The following is a 19,299-nucleotide window of genomic DNA, read 5'->3' on the forward strand; positions in this document are numbered from 1 at the left end:
CCACCAAATATAAAACCAAGCACATACCATGCTGTTGGATCATAGTTCTTTTTTCTCACTTCTTCCCCACATACAAAGGCCCAAAAAATTCCTGCAATAACATCTAAAATTACAACTATCATTGACGTCCACTCTCCTCTAGTTCCCTTATTTTTTCATATGTTGTACCCTCTTTATAGCTTTTGAATAACTTGATTTCTCAACTATACTTGATTATCTGCTCTGCCACTCCGTTTATCAACCCTGTGGTCGGTTTTTGCATGATAAGATGCCGTTTTTGCAAAGAAAAGTCGTGACTATTTCCGTATCTTCCAGCTAACCTACGCCTGCTCCTTGCTCCGCTCCTTAAAATAAGCAAGTTGTTTTTGTTTACAGTTTAAATAATTGGGGGGGATTTTTCGACAATACTTCCGCCAAAAGAAAGTTTTTTCCGCCAAGCGAAGATTTTGTACAAAAAAAATCCCAAAACCATACATACATCATGTATGATTTAGAGATTTTTATGCAGAGCGGCATGTGCAGACGCTGTATTTTTCTCCATGGAAAGTTCAAACTCTCCATCATATTTCTGTACAATTTTACGAATATTATGAATTCCAAATCCATGCCACTCCGAATCCTTATCTGTCTCCGCAGACAATTCCTCCTCGGGCAAAATCGTATTTATGCAATCAAGAAAGACCAGATTCTTATAGGTTCCAATCGTAAGATGAATCTTCCGTTCTCCCATATCCAGAGGGATTTTCTCAACGGCTTCCTTTGCATTTTCCAGTATGTTCGACAAAAGGAAACACAGATCTAAATCCTCAACACCAAGCTCCTGCGGCAGTCGTCCCTGATAAGTAAATTGAATCCGCTCCTTCAAGATCACAGCTCCAAGCACGCCCGAAATCACAGCATCCACAATCCGATTCTGGGAATATATGCATGTCGATGGCTCTGCTTCCATATGATTCCAACTATCGACCATCGCAGTCGCTCGTGTGATTTCTCCCTTTTTGAGCAGGTCCTGCACCGTCTGCATCATGTGCCGAAATTCATGCTGTCGCGCCCGCGTTTTCTCATTTTTCTCATACAACTGTACATAATAATCTCTGGTCAGCTTCTGTTCCCGCTCAAATATTCGTATTTGCTCTGCCTGTCGGTCGCTCCTTTTTTTCAGCTTTCCTATGTAGATCAAATACGCACATACAATAACAGCTGAGCCAAATAACATCATAAGTACAACATAGGTCTCGCCTGCCACGTTTCTGATCTCCCCATCCCCTACAATATAGGTCAGAAATGAAACCTGAACTGCCGCAAGTATGCCTCCCGCGAACAACACCCAAAAATTGCGGTTTACAAGCGTCCACACATCCGACTTTTTCTTTTGCAGCTTATAGATCAACGCCCACAAAAAAAGTCCCGGCAATGAACAGATTCCATCCATGATCGGATCGGAAAACCCGAGGTCATTGACACTTACATTTGCTAAAAGTGCAATGCATACATATAGAATTGAATCCACGACCTCTACGATCATATAAGACAACACATATGCCTTTATGGATTCTCGTATAGATTGCCGCTTCCAGATATAAAATGCAACTCCATTTATAATCGGAATCAGCACAATCGCATTCTCATGCAGAAACTCCGTTTCTATAAATGTTCCTATAATCAGCAATCCTCCTGTAAGAACTGCATCTCTCAGGCACAAATTCCGTGCCTGTTTCTTTCTATGATAGCCAAACACACACGCAGAAACCGCGGTTTCCTTAATCAGCTTTATGCAATTAATTAAAAAACACAACAAAAACATCCCTATAAAACTCTTTCATGCTCCCGCGCATATGCGATATATTCCTGTCGCAGCCTCCTCACCTTTCCGTTTGGTATGTTAAAACGCATACTATCTTCCATAATTAGAGATGTCTTCTGGATGTCCTCGACATACGCATAGTTCACGATCACAAATCTTGATATCCTGCAAAATCCCTGTTCCGGTAAAATCCGCTCCCACTCCTTCATCGTATAAGACTGCAATGCCTGCACAAGCTCTCCCTGCAAATAAAAGACCACCCGACTGTAATTATCCGCAGACTGTATGTATAATATCTGGGATACATCTATCTGCCAAACCTTTTTCTTCCACGTCACGTCAACCATGCATTGATGCTCCTGCTGAAAATTATGCAAGACCTCTGACAGCCTGTCCCAATTTCCCACTTTTCTGACAAACGCGATCACATTTCGCCCAAATGCAGCCTCCATCATTTCTTCATGCGACGTTACATAGATAATATCTGTCATGCGCAGCTTCGAAGCCATTTGCTCTCGCAATTCCAAACCCGTAAGTGCCGGCATCTCAATATCCAAGAGCAAAAGTGCCGGTTGCACCATGCCTGCCTGCAATGCTTCCGCTAACATGCTGGCATCTGAAAAGCCGCGAACCTCCGTTCCTTTTGCCAGCACATCATAACAGACCTGTATCATCTCGTTTAAATTCTCAATATCATCATCACAGACTATGACCTGCATCGTGCCCTACCCTTTTATCTATAATTTTCTCTAACTATTATATATCACTTTCCTTATTTCTGCTATGTGCTTAATAATCTTTTCCATTCTTCAAATGTTCTTACCGTTTCGACACTAAGTAACTCTACGTTTTTTCTAATTGCATGAATGAATTTCTTAACGCTATGCTTTTTTCTACTATATCATCAGTCATGCCTTCATCCCAAAATATATTAAGCCCCAGATTTTTATAGTCTGGAGCTTAAAGCTTTTCAAATCTTTATTAATTCCTACAAAATATTATTCTTCTTTACTTTTTTCAGACTCAAACCATTCCTCCAAAATGTCATCTGCCATCTTATCTTTATCATTGCTATATATTATATCATAGCTATAATCTGCATTTAATGAATTAGCTGCAACATCATATATTAATTTAATCTGTGTTGGCATTTCTCTTTGATGTTCTTCACACAACTTCCTAAGAGCCACCATATCTTCATTAAGAATCTCCATAACGTCACATTGTCTGGGTATTGAAACATCATATTCTTCCTGCCCATCTACAATAACGTCATTTAGTCTGCTTTTTTTCACAACTTTGCCATTTACCTTATAAAAGAAATTACAGGATTGCACCCCTCCTTCAAAAGAACAGTAAATATAAATCTTCTCTGCTCTATCTTCCACATATTCCATGCAAATTTCCACCATATCCGTTTGCAATTCTGAAAAATAATCTTCAAACACTTTTCCCATTTCGTTTCCTCGCTTCTACTCCTGATAGTGTCAAAAGACACTCCATTTTTTCTTTATAAATCTTTTATTTTAATCTGCATTGGAAATGAATTTCTGATCTAATAATTTAAAAACAATATTTTATAGTAAACATTTCGAATTCTTAATTTCTATCATTTCTTCTTGATTCAAATTTTTAAATTCTATCCCAACGAAATCATCTCCTAGAAACAATAAATTATTTAAATCATTAATCCTATATGCATTTAGAACACGCTCTTCAATATCATCTTTTAATACCAAAATTGCATTTTCTGACTTCCAAAATTTAAATTTCCCATCTACGGTAACATTCATATTGTTCTCATCGAAATCCTGATTATATATACTAATTCCCATACCTTCATCTATAATTACGGGAGTATCACTAATATTATTTATTATTTCATCCTGAACAAAATAGCTAATATACTCTATCATTCCATCTTCTGGATTAATTGCTATGTCCAACGGAGGCTTGCGCTTATCCTCATAAAACAAATGGTAATTTTGTCCTATTCTTTTATCAACAACTGATATTTCAAATAAAACAAGCCCCTCACCCATACCTTCTATTTTTCGAATATATTTTTTGTTATTAAATACTTTTTCAAACTTCACTTTTTTGCCTCTCTAATTAATCATTCTTCTGCTCCCCCAAAAATGTCGTAGCTGTACTCGGATACTATTTTTCATTATGTATCAGAAAATATACTTCATCCTTAAGCCAATGTTTGTTCTTTTCATAAAGATAGTTATAATTCGCATCTGTATAATATTCCATTGGAGATATGCTGTTATCTTTACCCTGAATAATATGTGGAGAATCAGCAGTGTATCCTAATTCAAGCCATAGCTCCGTTAGTCCCATTAAGCCATCAATACAATTTGTATTTTTATCTTTTAGGAATTTATTAACTCGAGCAGCCCTTATTTTTCTATCTTCTATATCATCTGGATTTTCTTCTTCATTTGCCAACTCATAAAGAGTATCCATAACATCCTCTAAATCATAGTCACCAGAGCCTGCCAACTCACATATTTCAATTCTATCCTCTCCTTTTTCCAGTTGTTCTTTCGCATATTCTACTATTTCATTTATAGAAATTTGCTTTTCTAATAATCCCCTATATAACAATTTCCAGGTTATATTTAACTTAAGTCCTTTAATGTCTGCTATTTTTATCATGATTTTATTGCTACTCCATTTAATGAACCCTCTAACCGATACAATGTTGCATATCCAGCATAATTATCAACTAAATCATTAAAGCCGTGCGCTTGAGCTGTCGCAGGAAATTCTTTTATAATTTGAGGTTTACCCGTTTTTTCATTTGTCTCGTAAATCAGTTTTACATCATTCCTTGTAGAACTGGTATGTACGAACCTCTTATCAAGCGCAAATCAAATATCGTTATACGGATTTTTTTTAAGAATTTCTTCTATTTCTTCATCTTTTCTTTTCTGAAAATCTTGTCCAAACAATGAAAAAATTTCTTTTTCTTTTGCAAAAAGAGCTCGGCGAAAATCCTTTCCCTTTTCTCTATTGCATATCGCAAAATTTATTATGATATTAGCGGAAATTATGTTTACTGCATTCCATAAGACTTCTCTTTTTTTATCTGTAACAATATCACTTCTTATTTTCCCTTTTTCAGTAAAAAGAATATGATATTCATTGTTCTTATTAAATATATATGTTCCTTCTACACTATTATCTGTTCCTTCAGCAAAGAACAAATTTCCACAAGAAACTTCTCCTAACCGCGTTTGAACTTCATTATATACATAATTTTTTAATTCTTCTGTCGATAACATCTTACACCTCTTCCTTACTTGGGTACAATATATCCCTCCACTGAAATATTGAATTTTCAAGGTTCAACACACCAATATATGGTGTGGGAAGTTTTAGTTTGTAATAAATATTAATCAACTATATCTTCTCCATATATGCCATCATTTTGATATTGTAAAATAATATTGTACATTTCATCAACATCTAATTGACATAATTCTGCTTCATCTGCTGTAATACTAATTCTTTTTTTCTTTACCATATGTGCTCCTGCATCATACTGTAGAAAATATCTTCCTGCATCTTTTAATAATTCAATACCTTCATCTTCTAAAATCCGCTTCAACTATAGTCACCTCTATTCAAATAAATGTTCATATGTATATGTTCCTTCTGCCGCTGGATTAACAACTGCTTCTTTTACTCCACCACTTGTATACCCACCTGGCTCCCAATATTCCTGCCATGCTCCTAGCTCATTTCCGGATGGAATTCTTATACTTGATGTATCTTCGATTGTTACTACGACAGGATTTTCCCCTAAATAACCTTGGTCTAACCCTAATATTGTTTCTATTTTGGACACGTCTCCGTCTGCATACTGTATTATTTCATTTAACTCGTCGCCTGACACCACAAAAGTTCCACCCTTGCCGCCAATAGTTCCTGTTGGCTCATTAGGCATTATTTTAACTGCACCCAAAGGACAAATTTGTTCTAAGTTTTCTAAATTGATCTTCATGTGAAAATATAAATAAAACTAATATACCACGTTTTTTCTTTCCCAATTATTGCAAAACAAGTTATATTCAAACTTATAATCTACTCTACCAAAACTATCAGCTCTCAACGAATCACCTTCACATATAACTTCAAGTTTAGAATTATTACAAAATCGAGAATATATATAACCCTGTGGAGGCACTATTAATCCTTTGTTCTCTCCCTCTGTATTATATACAATAATACTCTTTCTTTTATTCATTACATATATCTTCTCTTTTAATATAAAAACATCATTTATATCTTCTAGCTGGATTTCATGTTTTCCTGCATTCTCATCGTAAATAGTCAACAAATTATTATCATCATATTTGCAAATATCCTTACCTGAAAATCCTACAAATCGATATTCATAAATTCCATCAAACATTAATTCAATGTAAATTGCTGTTGCAACATCTGTTGCAAATTCAACTCCCTTTGTCTCGTATATAATCTCTTTATCATCATATAACCACTTTACCATATTATCTACATATTCAACTTCCATAATTTGTCACCTCTTTTAATTCTTTTAATCGAACCTGGTACTACTTCAATAAAATCCGTTCTATTTATTCTACCTAACCTTTATACTAGAGGAGATGCTGAACATATCATGAAAATGGAACTGGCACAGCACTTTATGAATAAGGGGTACTACTTCCAGAAAGTCCACCTTAATAACGACACAGAGCTAATGATAAGCAATCGCCAGTATAACACCGAAATACAATTCCAGTGGGTGGATATAGATGAAAATATTATATAATGCAAGAGCCAACTGGTGTAATTTTTCTCAGTTGGCTCCTTTGCATTTTTTTACCAGAAACAAATATTCTCAGTAATTTTAGAAGTAAATTTTTATCTAAATTACATCTACTTCTAAAAATTCAAATCCCGTAAAATCATTATCTTCAATTACTTTTTTTAAAGTTTCAGAAATGAAAATAGGTATCGTATCATCCTTTAATCTAAATATATGCCTATTAACAATTTCACTACTTTTTAACGCATATTTTTCTACGGAGATAATTTTTTCGTCATCCAATTCAAAAACGTCGTATTTTGAATTATCCAAATCTAATGCATCAATTACAGTCACAATATTAGCCACAAAATATGAATCCACTTCAATTCCGGAAAATCTGTCAATCACCTTAACTGGCAAAAATTGAACTTGATTTTCTAAGATTTTCTGTGTCTTATTACAAAAATTTTCTGAAACTACAAACCATCTATGCGGATTAGCAAGATAATCCGTTAATACATTTCCTTCCGTAGAATCATACTCAAACACAACCCTACCCCACTGTTTTATCTCTTTTCCACTAATGGTTATGTATTCATCCATATTGCCAATACTAGCAACATCGCAATTAGCATAATTATCGTCTTGTTCATAATCATATATCAATTTATAGTAACGCATCATCAATCTCCTTCATTATTTTTTCCAGTAGTCTTTATACAACATCTCTGGATTATTGATTATTTTCTGTTTCATTTGGTCATATAATTTCAAGAATTTTGTTTTATCCCCATTTGCTATTCTATCAAATTTTTGCATATTATCAAGAACATAATCGTGGTATGCATAAGGATGTCTGCCTTGATGTGGCATCGACTGTTTGTTCCAATCACCATCTAAATCTAATCCATACTTCTTTGTTATGCTCTCAAATTGACTTGTATATTTTTTACTTTTATTCGATGCAAAATGATGTACTTGATTAGGTTTAGTTGTTGTACCACTCTTGCCTCCAGCCGGCTTCACATAATCGTTCTGTGCTTCTGCAAAATCACTTAGATAATCTTCATATTCCGGAATATCTGCTCGTTGGCTCTCAAATATATCTTCATAAAATTCACCTTCCAGATCTGCCTGTTTTTCTATTTCCGCCAGATTCGGTTCCTCTATCTTCGGCACCTCTGTTGGCACCTCTTCCGGCATCCCTTTGGCTGCCTTTGCATCTCGAATTCCCTTTACGGTATTCTTAACTGCTCCAGCCAGACACACCACATCCGCCGTCGTGGTACTGATTGCCAAAGCCTTATTATATGACTCCTCTCCCATAAGGTCTTTGAGCGGATTTATGGCATCTGTGTACTTCAATCCCTGAACAGAAATTGATACATCCTGCGTTCCCTCAAACAGTTCCGATGTTCCAAACAAAAGGGAAGATCCCCCGCTCGCAAATCCAAGCACTGTAAGCAGTGTTCCTGCTTCACAAATTGCTACCCCTAATGCGCCTGCGCCACTCATTAACGCAAAAGCACCCGTTGCTATCTTCTTCCATCCCTCCTCCCACTTTGCATCCGTGATATATGTCTCGCATGTATCCCTGCTAATCTCAGAAAGACCATTGATTGTCTCTTCATTTTGCATCATATATCCATAGATGCCAAGAATACTGTTATACAGCTCCGGATTATTTGTTATCTGCAAACAGGCTGTATTGTTCGCACCTGCCACAAAGCCATGCGCCCATACATCCTGTATCTGCTGTTCTCTTTCCGCCAGACTCGCACTAATATCCGTCACGCCGTTTATTTTCACGTTCGGCGGTGCTGTAACCGCATTATACCCCTGCGGCATCAGTCCGGTCAAATATGTCAGCGAGCTTTCTGTAAGATTCTGTAATAGCACCAGTTCATTTGCATCAAAGCTCTCCTCCGTATCAAGAAGCGCCTGTCGATACTCCCTCTCTCTGGCTTCAAATTCTTCGATACGGGTAAATGCATTTTCGAAAGATGGCATGGTCACATCTGTGAATCCACACACCCGATAATACATTTCTTTGACAATATCAAGCTCATCATCCATCCACAGATATGAGTTTCGATAAGCATTCAATACCTCACTGATCGTATCTTCATCGATAACGGCATATGCATCCGAATCAAGCAGAGCATACGCACCCTGATACACCATCAGTATCTGCGTAAACGCCATATTTACGGCATCTGCGATTGCCTGTATACTGCTTGCAAATCCGGTTATGTAATTCCGCATAGACACGACAGTTGCCCCGGACTGATTATCAAGCAATGCTGCAAAATGATTCACTGCCGTTGTCACATCCGTTATACTCGCCTGCAGCGCAGCAGCCTCACTTATCACATGGTTTGTAAAACCAAATATATCATAAATATCTGCTGTAAGTCCCATAGTTCCCCCTATTTATTCATATCCTCCGCCGCTTGCGCATCTACGCCCAAAAGTGCTGTATATGCATTCGTTACGCTCTGTGTCACCAACATCATGATGTTTTTCATACTATCAGATAGTTTATCCAACATTTCTAATTGTTCCTGTAATGCTTGATAGGATGGAAGACTGGTAACACCTTCCTGTTTATACTCCGTATTGACTTTATGTATATCTCCGATTGCATCTGTAACCTCCTTCATTCCCAACTGCAACGTATCTAAATCAATATGTAAACTTCCCATGATAGCTCCTCCTACAGTTTTTTTCGTAAATCTTTGTTCGCACTTACGAGCGTGTCTATCTCGTTTTGATATGTTCTTATTTGTTGATTCAAGGCTTCTATCTCTCCTTCTAACCATGTTCTTTTTTCCCGCATCTGAGTCTGCATATCTTCTACCTGTGTCTGACAGTTTTCGACATCGGTATCTATATGTCCAAACTCAAGATCCGCATAATTATACTCACTGCCCCACCATTGATGTATTTCTCCCGTATATGTGCAGATTACATGATTATAATAGGTTTGAATTCCTTCTATATTTTGTATAACGGTACTCAGATTTCCAATTGCAGAACGCAGATCATCATACTCATCCTCATACCTTGCGATTAAAGTTCTGACACCGCTCATCTGCACCTCATAGCGCTGGATTGCTCTGCGATTATCCAATATTTCCTGTTGAATCTGCTGCTTTTCTTTAGATTTTTGTGCCATATTCCACCTCTATCCTTTCTGCACAACCCGAACTCTCTCGATCTTATCGCCTTGTATCACATACGCATCATTTACATCCAGTTCTTTCTTGAATGTACGGGCAACTCCCATCGATATATCTGTCACTTTAATGTTCTTAATATTCTCAAATATAATAAATGATTTTGTATCACGCACCTGCTTCAAGAGCTCGCCTGCCGAGAAGGAAATCATAGCATTTTCAACATCCGTCAACAGGAAACATCCTTTTGCTGACTTAAATGCCATACTTATCTGCCTGTATAGATCTACCATCGCTTTGTCCGTACCGATCTGCTTCATTATCTCTGGTGAATTGACTACGATTATCTGCAGACTCGCTGGTGTTTCCTGTTTCTGAAGCTTCTGCCACGCTATATTCAACAGCTCCGCTGCACCCTCTGTTGTCTGCGTATATCCACTCACATCTGACTCAAACCTCCTATACTCACCTGCTGTATCATCCATGAGATACACATCCACAGGTGCCTTGTCCTGATTCCTGAGAGCCCTGTCAAGCAAATACTCTACATATTGGTGTTTGCTGCTGTCTTTTGCTCCAACAAAAGCCAGCAGCGGTGTCTGCCCCAGATCCAATGTCCGTCTGCCTATCGTCTCAAACTCCATGCCGAGCGGAATTTCATATGATTTATAGCTTGTTCCAAACTGCTTCGCCATATATGCTTCCGTTACCTTCTGTGGTATCTCCGGAATCCCCGGTACATACATATCACCGTACTGATCATGAATCTGATCAATAAACGCCTTCATAAGCGTAATCTTCTCAAACTCTTTTTCTGCTGCAAAAGCCAGATAATACTGTATCTCATAATACATTTTATCTGCCTCAATAAGTCCTCTTCCCGCGATATCATGCAGCTTCTTGCGGCATGCCTCAAAGACCACGCCATAATCGCTGGAATCATTGCAATACAAAGCAGTTCTCTTCGAAAAGTTTGATAACAGCTTGAATCCGGCTCCTCCTGCCTGACCGGCGGTCACGACAAAAGAGATACCTGCTGCCACGCTCTCTCTGCTGATACTTATAATCTGATCCTCATAGTCCGGATAATACCCCCGAAATGCAACCCAGTTATCCAGAAAGATCACTATCTGTGGCAGCTCCGTCTGTCCGGATTCCCGATATGCACTATACGAACTTAACCCAAGCTGGGAAAAATACTTTTTTCGCACCTGCACAGTTTCCTGCATCATCTTCAGGAATCCTTTGAGACGTTGTTCATCTGTAGACGTAATAACTCCTCCAACATGATTCAATGTCTCAAAATTACGAAGAATCATAGATGCAAAATCCAGAATATACATCTGGACATCCTTTGGAGAATAACGCATTGCCAGCCCACAGATCATTGTCTGTAACAGATTCGTCTTTCCAGACTGCGCAGATCCCAATATATAGAAATTATTCTGCGAGATGTTCCACGTTTCCACATACTGCCGCTGTCTTGACGGATCATCCACCACGCCCACAGGAACAACAATATCGGTTCCCGTGTAAGAAAAGCCATCCAACGTAAATGGCAATTTCTCCGGTAAAGCAGGAAGGCAGATGTTCGGTAATCTGGATATTCCCTTTTTCTCACAAAATTCATTCACATAATTAACGATTGCTTTCAACTGCGTCTCGCCTGCATCGTCCTCGTTTGGCTTTTGCTCATATATCACAGATCTTTTTCCCGACAATGCAACACTTGTCAACGCAAACTTCTTCTGTGCAGATATCCCATCTGTTTTTGCAGTAACTCCGCTATATGCTGACTGGAACAACTGAAAAATCTCATTATTTCCCACCTGCAGATATGCCCTGCCCGGTTCCTTGATTTCTGCCGCCAATGGTGATTTCAATACTTCATTACTATCATTCTTGTTCTGCACTTTGAGACACAGTTTGAATTTCGAATTACTCCATATCTGATCACTTACTACGCCCGAAGGCTTCTGTGTTGCAAGAATCAGATGTACACCCAGACTTCGTCCGATTCGTGCAGCTGATATCAGTTCTTTCATAAATTCCGGCTGTTCACTCTTCAACTCGGCAAACTCATCTACAATCAAAATCAGATGTGGAAGAGGGATTTCTGCCTTTCCATCTTTATATGCCTTAATATAATCATCAATATGATTTACCTCTAATTTTGCAAAAAGCTCCTGCCGCTTGACAAGCTCTGCCTTGATTGATAACAGCGACCGCTCAATTTCATTACCATCTATATTGGTGATTGCACCATTCAGATGTGGCAGATCCTTAAACTGATTTACCATTCCTCCTCCCTTAAAATCGATGATGATAAACCCAACCTCATATGGATGAAACAAGGTCGCCATGGATAAAATATATGTCTGCAGGATCTCAGATTTTCCCGATCCGGTAGTTCCTGCTACCAACCCATGCGGTCCATGATACTTCTCATGCAGATCCAAATATACGATTTCATCCCCGCTCTTAACTCCAATCGGAGCCGCCATTGTCTTGTATATTTTCGAGTTTGACCAGCGGCTTTCCAGATCCAGATCATACGGACTCATAATATGTAACAGCTGAAATAATGTTATGTTTTTTGTCAGTGTATTTTCCAGATTCACCTCATCGACATACACACATGCCAGTTTCTTTGCCGCGATCTCCGCGCGTTCACGTGACACATATTCATATTCAAACGTCTGTATCTGATCCCCATTGTCCGTATCCTGAATATATCCTTTGTAGAAGTCTTCCTCCAGAAAGATCCTGCTTGTACACGCAGGATTCAGGAACTCCTCATACTCCTCAAAAAACACAAAATGAAAGCCGAGATCTTTTGCTTTCTCTATGTAACCGGACACCGGATGATTGCGAAGCATAGCTGACCGGAATACCAGCACAACATACTCCTGCATCTGTTCCGTCACTCCACCCATTGATTCTCGACGGGAAAGTTCAGAATACAGAAATTCCAACGTGCTTTTTGCACTTTCGCCATCATACATAAAATTGCGCAATTTATTTTGCTCATTGTAGGTGATTGGCAGCCATCTCGCCCATGAGAACAAGGGAACATCTACTTTATCCATAATCAAAAACAGCTTGATATCCTTATAAAAATGCGAAGCTGCAAATCCTATGATCAGATTTTTCTCCATCTGATACAACTTTGTCCGGCTTCCAATGAAACCAACCGCATTCGCGGTCTTCAGGTCGAGGCATACCGGCATCGCATCAATAAACTCATATTTATCATGCATGGTTTTCGGAAAATCCTTCAGCGTATCTTCCGTGTCCACATACTCTTCTTTTTTATAATCAACCGGACAGCACGACCGCACAACACCCTTTCCGAGACAGACCTTGAGAAAGTCTTCATCCTCGCGTTTTCTTTCAAAAAGCCGATTGTCAAAATTCTCAATAAACGTCATATAATTGTTCAGCGATGGATTCATATACTCTGCGACCGTTTTCTCCCGCTCCCGCAAATGTATAATCTCATCCTCCCGATTCGTCAGATATTCCAGATATATCTTTTTTCTTCGTTCTTCTTTTTCCTGTCTTTTATTTCGTTCCTTTACAAAATTCAAGACTGTAACAGTTGTACTCACTGACATTGTTGCCGCAAAATAGATGACATACATGCCTCCACCGCCCATCATTCCGCGGAGTCCAACCATCATCAACATATTTACCAGCATCGGCATAACAGACATCAAAAAGTTCTGCTGTTCCGACTCGTCCTTGTTGTTCGGCTCCAGCACTTCAATCGTCTGATCCGGCATCGAGAACTGCTGTCGGACATTTTTTATAAACTTCGGATATTCATAATGATTTTTCTGATACTGAACAATCTCCACTTTTCTCTTCGTTATAAGCTTTGCTTTTCTCGTTGTATATATCATTCCGTCACAGATACAGAACGAATATCCCTTGATCGACAAAAACTCTCCATCCCGCACATGACAGGTATTGGCGCGTGGCATAAATCCATTTACCTCAATACCAATTGTGTTCGAGACAAATTCCGCATCGTATCCATCGATTACTTTATACAGTTTTACACAATCTTCATGTGTGTAGGGATCATCGATTCGAATTGTGCACTCTACTTGTCCACCAATAGAAAATTCAGAAATATTTTTGCAGTCAATCTGAAGATCGTAATCATCACCGACTGCATCGAAACATGCGAGAAAATCAATGCTGAATACCTCCGTTCCGGTATAATCATAGCACAGAGATAAATGATCGCCTGTCTCCAGCTTTCTCACATATTCTTTCAGATTGAAATCTTTGGTCAGATATACGGTATCATTACAACTGATAATATATTCCCCATCTGCCTGCCGATCAATTCGAAAAATAAAGCCTGTCATAAAGCGATCTTTTCGAAACGCAATCTGACATGCTTTATCTGTTCCTATCGTAATACTTCCGGCAAATGAATCATCAAAATCCACTTCCTTATACATGTTATTTCCATATATCACTAATTTATGTTTCATTTGTACCCCCTGCTTTTATCTGTCAAAATGTATAATCGTACCATTGCGCAATCCGAACGATTCCAGCAACCGGTCTCCACGCAACAGCGTTCTTGGATCTTCCGTACACATATAACATTCCGCCACATTCGACATATCAATCCCAAGATTTAATCCTTTATTTAACCCATAGATCAATTCGTTGGCTGATATATCAAGCGGAATCTCCATATCCAGCCATGTATTTCTTTTTTTATGATGAAATTCCACAATCACTGTATTTTCCATATTCAACACTCCCCTTATTTGGAACATCTATTCCATGCACAATATAGTTCTGTCAAACAACTGTGAATTTTTCGTCATTTCCAGATCAAGCGGCGCATTATACTCTTCGATAAATTCACTGAACTCATATTTCTGCAGAAGCTGTGCGCCAGAGAGAAAATCCGGTTGATTATATTTGTAACGGTTACACAAAATCAAAATATTCCTGTCAAAATCCAGCATATTGGAAAGCAACGCTTCCAGCTTTCCTACCGCGATCTTATCCTGCGTTGTCAAGAGTACTTTCCAATCACAATTCTTCAGGAAAACCAGTTTGTCTGCCTCCAGCTCGGAAGATAACTCCACTACAATATAGTCATAGATATTTTTGTCTCGCAGATAATCTACAATCTGGGAATATACGGAAAACTTCATCTGATAAGAAACCGGAAGATTCTTGAATGACGGCAAAAAATCAAACCCTTCATTTTTGATTTCGTCCTGTATGATTTTTAATGCATTTTTTATATTGATGGAACACTGATAACAAAACGCGGTTCCAAGCACGCTTGCATCATCTATATAATATGTAAAATCCTGATATGGAACGGTACTGATATAGATTACACGTTTCCCTTTTTTCATCAGTTTATGCGCAAGCGTCAATGCAGTAATTGTCTTTCCCGTTCCCCCGGATGCTGAGAACACGCCAACTACCTTTGTCCCCTTTTCCGACTCCGCCTCTGTGATCAGCCCAGAATCGATCTTCTCCAGCATACGTTTTACACTGTAATACTTATATATGTAGGCAGGATTCTCTGCATCCATCTCTTCTTCTGTCAAATAGTAAATGCTTGTCTTCGAAAAAGCCTCTGGATGCGGTAACATAATCCCATAAGGAAGTATCAGAACGTCAATCTTCTTCGGTCGCTCCAGAAACGCTTCCAGACAGCCTGCATCTGTTATAAATTCAATGCTTGCCCGTTCCTCTGTAAGCTTTGCAAGCTTAAACTCAATCGTTGCCACGTATTCCTCGTCGAATGCCGCGAATACAATACTTTTCTTTATCATATCTGCCCCCTGTTATGACACTGTGATCTTAAATTCTACATCCGCCAAAACCAGACTGTCTCCATCTTTCAGGTAATATTTCTGATCTGGTTCCAACGTATAGCCGTTGACGCTCGTTCCATTTGTACTCTCCAAATCCTGAATCATATAACTGCCATTTTCCCTGACAATCCTACAATGATTTCGACTGACCTTCGTGGAATTTGCAATCGTTCCGTCTGCTTCCTTTGATTTTCCTATGAGGAATTCCGGCTTATCAACAATAAATATCAGATTTCCTTCGGATCCGTTATGTTCTAATAGTAACGTTTTTTCTGAATCTGTATTCTCCATCGCATGTTCAACTGCCTGAATTCCGAAGTCATAAGAGATAAGTGCATGCAATACCTCTGCATCTGTCTTCGTCTGATCCATTACCACATAATACAGTTCCGTCTGTCTGTCAGGCATATTTACAAAAATCTGATTGAAGATCATGAGCATTGTATTCCGAAATAAATAACTCCATGTGCATGCATCATGCAGATCACATTCATAATTAATAGGGAGAATGACTGCCTTGATTTCTTTATTTTTTCCGTCGTAATATAGCCGTTCAAACTTTATGTCTACAGCCTTCATCTCCAGGAAATCATTGTCATCCATTCTCTTTAACATCTGCAAAAAATGAATGCATGCTGTCACAAGTTCTGCGCTGCTGATTTCTCCCATCGCTTCCGTGAACCGACGGTATCCCTCTACACCATACAACAACTGTACTTTCTGATTATGTAGTACCTGTACCATCGGAATGTGATGTTCTTCCAATTTATTTACAACCTTCATCCCGAGCATAAATAACGCATCCTGCGCTTCAAATGTATACGCGAGATGATCTGCATAACAACTGACTATCATCTTTTTACTGTTTACCCCTTGTACTCAAATTCTTCTTCCGCCAGACGAATGATATTACCAGGATCCAGCTTCATATAACGCCCCGGCATAACTCGTATGTCGTTCACATATGTTCCATTTGTCGTATCCAGATCCTGAATATAATATCCATCTTCAAACTTCATAATACACGCGTGTTTTCGACTGATACTATGGCTGCGCGTAATACAGTAATCGACAGAATCTGCGGCGGATCCGATAATGTAACTGTTCTGGTTCACCACAAACGTCTCGCCTGTTTTATACCGGACGATCGTTGGGTATCGAACCGCTGTATCGTTGAGCGGCTGACCGTGCTCGTCCATATCTATACCTAACACACTTGTTTCTCCTATCTCCTCCGGTGAAGACTGACCTGCCTCCTGCAGGCTTCTGTTCAAAGGAAGATTCTCATGATTTGTTACAAATCCCGGCGTAATCCTTCCACTGATTTTCAACGCTTCCTTGGCCAATACCGCCTGATTCCCCTGTTCCTCTGATAATTTCTTACATCTTTTACACTGCACAGCCAACAAAATCGCCAACGTGACAACGGCGATAAAAAGTACGCCACATGCGATGGTTGCTATAATGATCACCGTCTTTACCGGCAATTCCGCTTTCTTCAGATTATCTATACTGTCCTGCAGCGTGACAGTCGCCGCATCTACCGCATCCTGTGTATAGTTATCAACCTCCTGCGCCTGTACCTTCTGGTACAACTCTGTCGCCTGATTATAAGCGTCTTCACATACCTTCCATGATTCAGGTGCATATTTATCTGCATCTAATCCCTCGTATGCCGCGATCACCTCTTCCAGTTTGGATGTGTCTACAACTATCTCCGGATTATACTGAATCCCAAGGACAGTCAGCACATCGATTACCTCGTCGATCTGAAGTGCATATGTCTCCTCCGGATTTCCCTTGTTTATCGTGCTTACAATACCAATTGCTTCCCCTTCTTCATTTAACAGGGGAAATCCTCTGGTTATCGGCTGGCTTGCGGTGTATCTGTAATAATGCGCATCATTGATTTCCGACCAGTCCTCAATCGTACAGTCTATCTGCTGCATATCCGCATCATATGCATGTACAACCTGTCCTTTCTTTGTCTTCGTACTATCCTCGCACAATCGAATCCCCATGCAGGATGCAATCTTTGTCGATGGCTGCAATATTGCAAAATTAAGTCCTTCACTGCTATTTACTATGGATAATTCCACAATCACATCATTTTTCAACACAAGCTCGATCACAGTATTCACCTTGTCAGGTGTCACCCCATGTGCCGCAGCCACCGCATTTTTCTCTTCTTCATTCAATATCACAGTATCGCAACAGGATATAAGATATGTACTTTCATCATCCCCTATAAAAAATGCATACCCGGTTTTAATCACATCCTTCGCGCCGCTATCCGCACAATACATCAGCCGAATTGATGCAATCCCCTTCTTCTCATCATACTTACCTGGTGCTTCTACATTCACGGCATCCGTGGCAGTTGCCTCTGCTCCCACGGGCTCTCCTTCCGGCATCTCCGCTGCCCGTACATTCCCCTGAAGCAACACGCAGACCAGAAGTATACTAATGAATGTGAAAATCGACCTTCTTCCTTTATATATGCTATGCTTTTTGTAATGTGTCATTTATGTTCTCCTTTTCATATCATTATCAGTCGAACCCTATTCCATCCTTATTGATACTCGATCGCCTGCTGTGTCTCTCCAGTATGCCGGTTCCAGATCACTCGCTTATCGACAGCTTCTTTCTCCTTTTTTTGTCCCAGATCATAGATAATATAATCATCACTGACAACGAGCGATTTTATCACCGTATCTGCCCCCGCATCAATCGTAATCAGTTCGCCTTCCTGCTTTTCATCCAGCGAATAATATTTTATGCAGATAGAATCATCCACCTTCTGTGCGTAGAACATGACTCTTTTGTAAACATTCAGGCAATACACACTTCCTGCAATACATACTTTTTCCTCCGCATCTTCATCATAGACACGTAAATCATGTAGATATACAAAATCACTGCCATATAACATATTGCTTTCAAAATAGACACCGATTGGTTCTTCCTTCTCCGTTCCGTAGATAACATTCTCAAAAAAGCAGATCAACTGATTTCTTCTGACCGCTTCATAAGAACATCGCACATTCACTAGATGCCGCATACGTCCAACCTCTATCGGCTGGCTCCAGTCCCATGTATCCATATCAAGATAATAGTATTCTGTCTGTTTTTGAAGCACCAGATAATGATCCCGGATACCAAATATCACGTAACTGCCATATCCACCCACATTCTCATAGATCACCTGTGCCTCAGTGCCTTCTTTATTGATGCGGTAAATCCGGTTTTCAATCTGGATATAGAAATATCCCTCATAATAGTACAGTTTGGAACCGATACCATAATAGATCGCATCTCCTTCATCAAATGTATAAAATTCCTCATATGTACCATCCGGAGACAACCGGTAAATCACATTGTTTCCGCACTTCTCCAGCTCATCTACCTTGTCATAGTTTCCAAGCTTCACCCGGCTCTTATAGAAATACACATAACCGTCTACAACCAGCGCGTCGTTGGCATAATTACCGCTTTGCTGGTCAATCCCTGGATCAACCTCTGAAAATGGATTCTCAAAAAACCGGTTCTTCGCCTTTGGTTCCGAACGCTTCTTATCATACACCCTGCTACCGACGACAATTACGCAGGCGAGGAGTATCACTGCAAATAAAACTATCTTTTCTTTCCGAATTAGAGACATTT

19 protein-coding genes are annotated in these 19,299 nt (G+C 39.3%); all 19 read right to left on the bottom strand.

Features of this window, described 5'->3' with window-relative positions; all coding sequences use genetic code 11:
* Positions 1-490 precede the first annotated feature (490 nt).
* Positions 491-1,738 (bottom strand): GHKL domain-containing protein, encoded by a 1,248-nt coding sequence (locus tag AAAT93_RS12730; RefSeq protein ID WP_227573614.1) that lies wholly within the window; start codon positions 1,736-1,738, stop codon positions 491-493.
* 68 nt (positions 1,739-1,806) lie between these two features.
* On the bottom strand, positions 1,807-2,523 hold the full coding sequence (locus AAAT93_RS12735) for a LytR/AlgR family response regulator transcription factor (protein ID WP_118671168.1): 717 nt from the start codon (positions 2,521-2,523) through the stop codon (positions 1,807-1,809).
* A 279-nt stretch (positions 2,524-2,802) separates the two neighbouring features.
* Complete coding sequence (locus AAAT93_RS12740; RefSeq protein WP_227573615.1) at positions 2,803-3,261, bottom strand: immunity protein YezG family protein; 459 nt, start codon at positions 3,259-3,261, stop codon at positions 2,803-2,805.
* A gap of 120 nt (positions 3,262-3,381) precedes the next feature.
* The gene (locus tag AAAT93_RS12745) at positions 3,382-3,900 is read right to left on the bottom strand and encodes a hypothetical protein (RefSeq protein ID WP_118671170.1); all 519 of its coding nucleotides are present in this window, start codon (positions 3,898-3,900) and stop codon (positions 3,382-3,384) included.
* A 64-nt stretch (positions 3,901-3,964) separates the two neighbouring features.
* On the bottom strand, positions 3,965-4,468 hold the full coding sequence (locus AAAT93_RS12750) for a DUF2247 family protein (RefSeq protein WP_118374728.1): 504 nt from the start codon (positions 4,466-4,468) through the stop codon (positions 3,965-3,967).
* 215 nt (positions 4,469-4,683) lie between these two features.
* The gene (locus AAAT93_RS12755) at positions 4,684-5,097 is read right to left on the bottom strand and encodes an Imm63 family immunity protein (RefSeq protein WP_118374727.1); all 414 of its coding nucleotides are present in this window, start codon (positions 5,095-5,097) and stop codon (positions 4,684-4,686) included.
* A 110-nt stretch (positions 5,098-5,207) separates the two neighbouring features.
* On the bottom strand, positions 5,208-5,423 hold the full coding sequence (locus tag AAAT93_RS12760) for a hypothetical protein (protein ID WP_227573616.1): 216 nt from the start codon (positions 5,421-5,423) through the stop codon (positions 5,208-5,210).
* Between the two features lie 12 nt (positions 5,424-5,435).
* Complete coding sequence (locus tag AAAT93_RS12765; RefSeq protein ID WP_227573617.1) at positions 5,436-5,819, bottom strand: hypothetical protein; 384 nt, start codon at positions 5,817-5,819, stop codon at positions 5,436-5,438.
* Between the two features lie 18 nt (positions 5,820-5,837).
* Positions 5,838-6,350: a hypothetical protein gene (locus AAAT93_RS12770; RefSeq protein WP_118374724.1), complete on the bottom strand. Its 513-nt coding sequence runs from the start codon at positions 6,348-6,350 to the stop codon at positions 5,838-5,840.
* 357 nt (positions 6,351-6,707) lie between these two features.
* Complete coding sequence (locus AAAT93_RS12775) at positions 6,708-7,271, bottom strand: imm11 family protein (RefSeq protein WP_118374723.1); 564 nt, start codon at positions 7,269-7,271, stop codon at positions 6,708-6,710.
* A 15-nt stretch (positions 7,272-7,286) separates the two neighbouring features.
* Positions 7,287-9,011 carry an AHH domain-containing protein gene (locus tag AAAT93_RS12780; protein WP_227573618.1) on the bottom strand — a complete coding sequence of 575 codons (1,725 nt, stop codon included), beginning with the start codon at positions 9,009-9,011 and terminating at the stop codon, positions 7,287-7,289.
* 8 nt (positions 9,012-9,019) lie between these two features.
* Positions 9,020-9,295, bottom strand: a complete 276-nt coding sequence (locus tag AAAT93_RS12785) for a hypothetical protein (RefSeq protein WP_196020691.1) — start codon at positions 9,293-9,295, stop codon at positions 9,020-9,022.
* An 11-nt stretch (positions 9,296-9,306) separates the two neighbouring features.
* Positions 9,307-9,768 (bottom strand): YwqH-like family protein, encoded by a 462-nt coding sequence (locus tag AAAT93_RS12790; RefSeq protein ID WP_196020689.1) that lies wholly within the window; start codon positions 9,766-9,768, stop codon positions 9,307-9,309.
* A 9-nt stretch (positions 9,769-9,777) separates the two neighbouring features.
* A complete protein-coding gene (gene essC / locus AAAT93_RS12795; protein ID WP_227573619.1) occupies positions 9,778-14,277 on the bottom strand; it encodes a type VII secretion protein EssC in 4,500 nt (1,499 codons plus the stop codon).
* A 15-nt stretch (positions 14,278-14,292) separates the two neighbouring features.
* Complete coding sequence (locus AAAT93_RS12800; protein ID WP_227573620.1) at positions 14,293-14,544, bottom strand: EsaB/YukD family protein; 252 nt, start codon at positions 14,542-14,544, stop codon at positions 14,293-14,295.
* A gap of 27 nt (positions 14,545-14,571) precedes the next feature.
* Positions 14,572-15,594 carry an AAA family ATPase gene (locus AAAT93_RS12805; RefSeq protein WP_227573621.1) on the bottom strand — a complete coding sequence of 341 codons (1,023 nt, stop codon included), beginning with the start codon at positions 15,592-15,594 and terminating at the stop codon, positions 14,572-14,574.
* A gap of 12 nt (positions 15,595-15,606) precedes the next feature.
* A complete protein-coding gene (locus AAAT93_RS12810; protein ID WP_118374716.1) occupies positions 15,607-16,491 on the bottom strand; it encodes an FHA domain-containing protein in 885 nt (294 codons plus the stop codon).
* Positions 16,492-16,502: 11 nt separating this feature from the next.
* Positions 16,503-18,161 carry an FHA domain-containing protein gene (locus AAAT93_RS12815; RefSeq protein ID WP_227573622.1) on the bottom strand — a complete coding sequence of 553 codons (1,659 nt, stop codon included), beginning with the start codon at positions 18,159-18,161 and terminating at the stop codon, positions 16,503-16,505.
* 47 nt (positions 18,162-18,208) lie between these two features.
* Positions 18,209-19,297, bottom strand: coding sequence for a hypothetical protein (locus tag AAAT93_RS12820; protein ID WP_227573623.1), 1,089 nt, complete (start codon positions 19,295-19,297; stop codon positions 18,209-18,211).
* Positions 19,298-19,299: the final 2 nt, after the last annotated feature.

This window comes from Coprococcus hominis (ex Arizal et al. 2022), from assembly GCF_040094675.1.
Taxonomy (GTDB): domain Bacteria; phylum Bacillota; class Clostridia; order Lachnospirales; family Lachnospiraceae; genus Coprococcus_C; species Coprococcus_C hominis.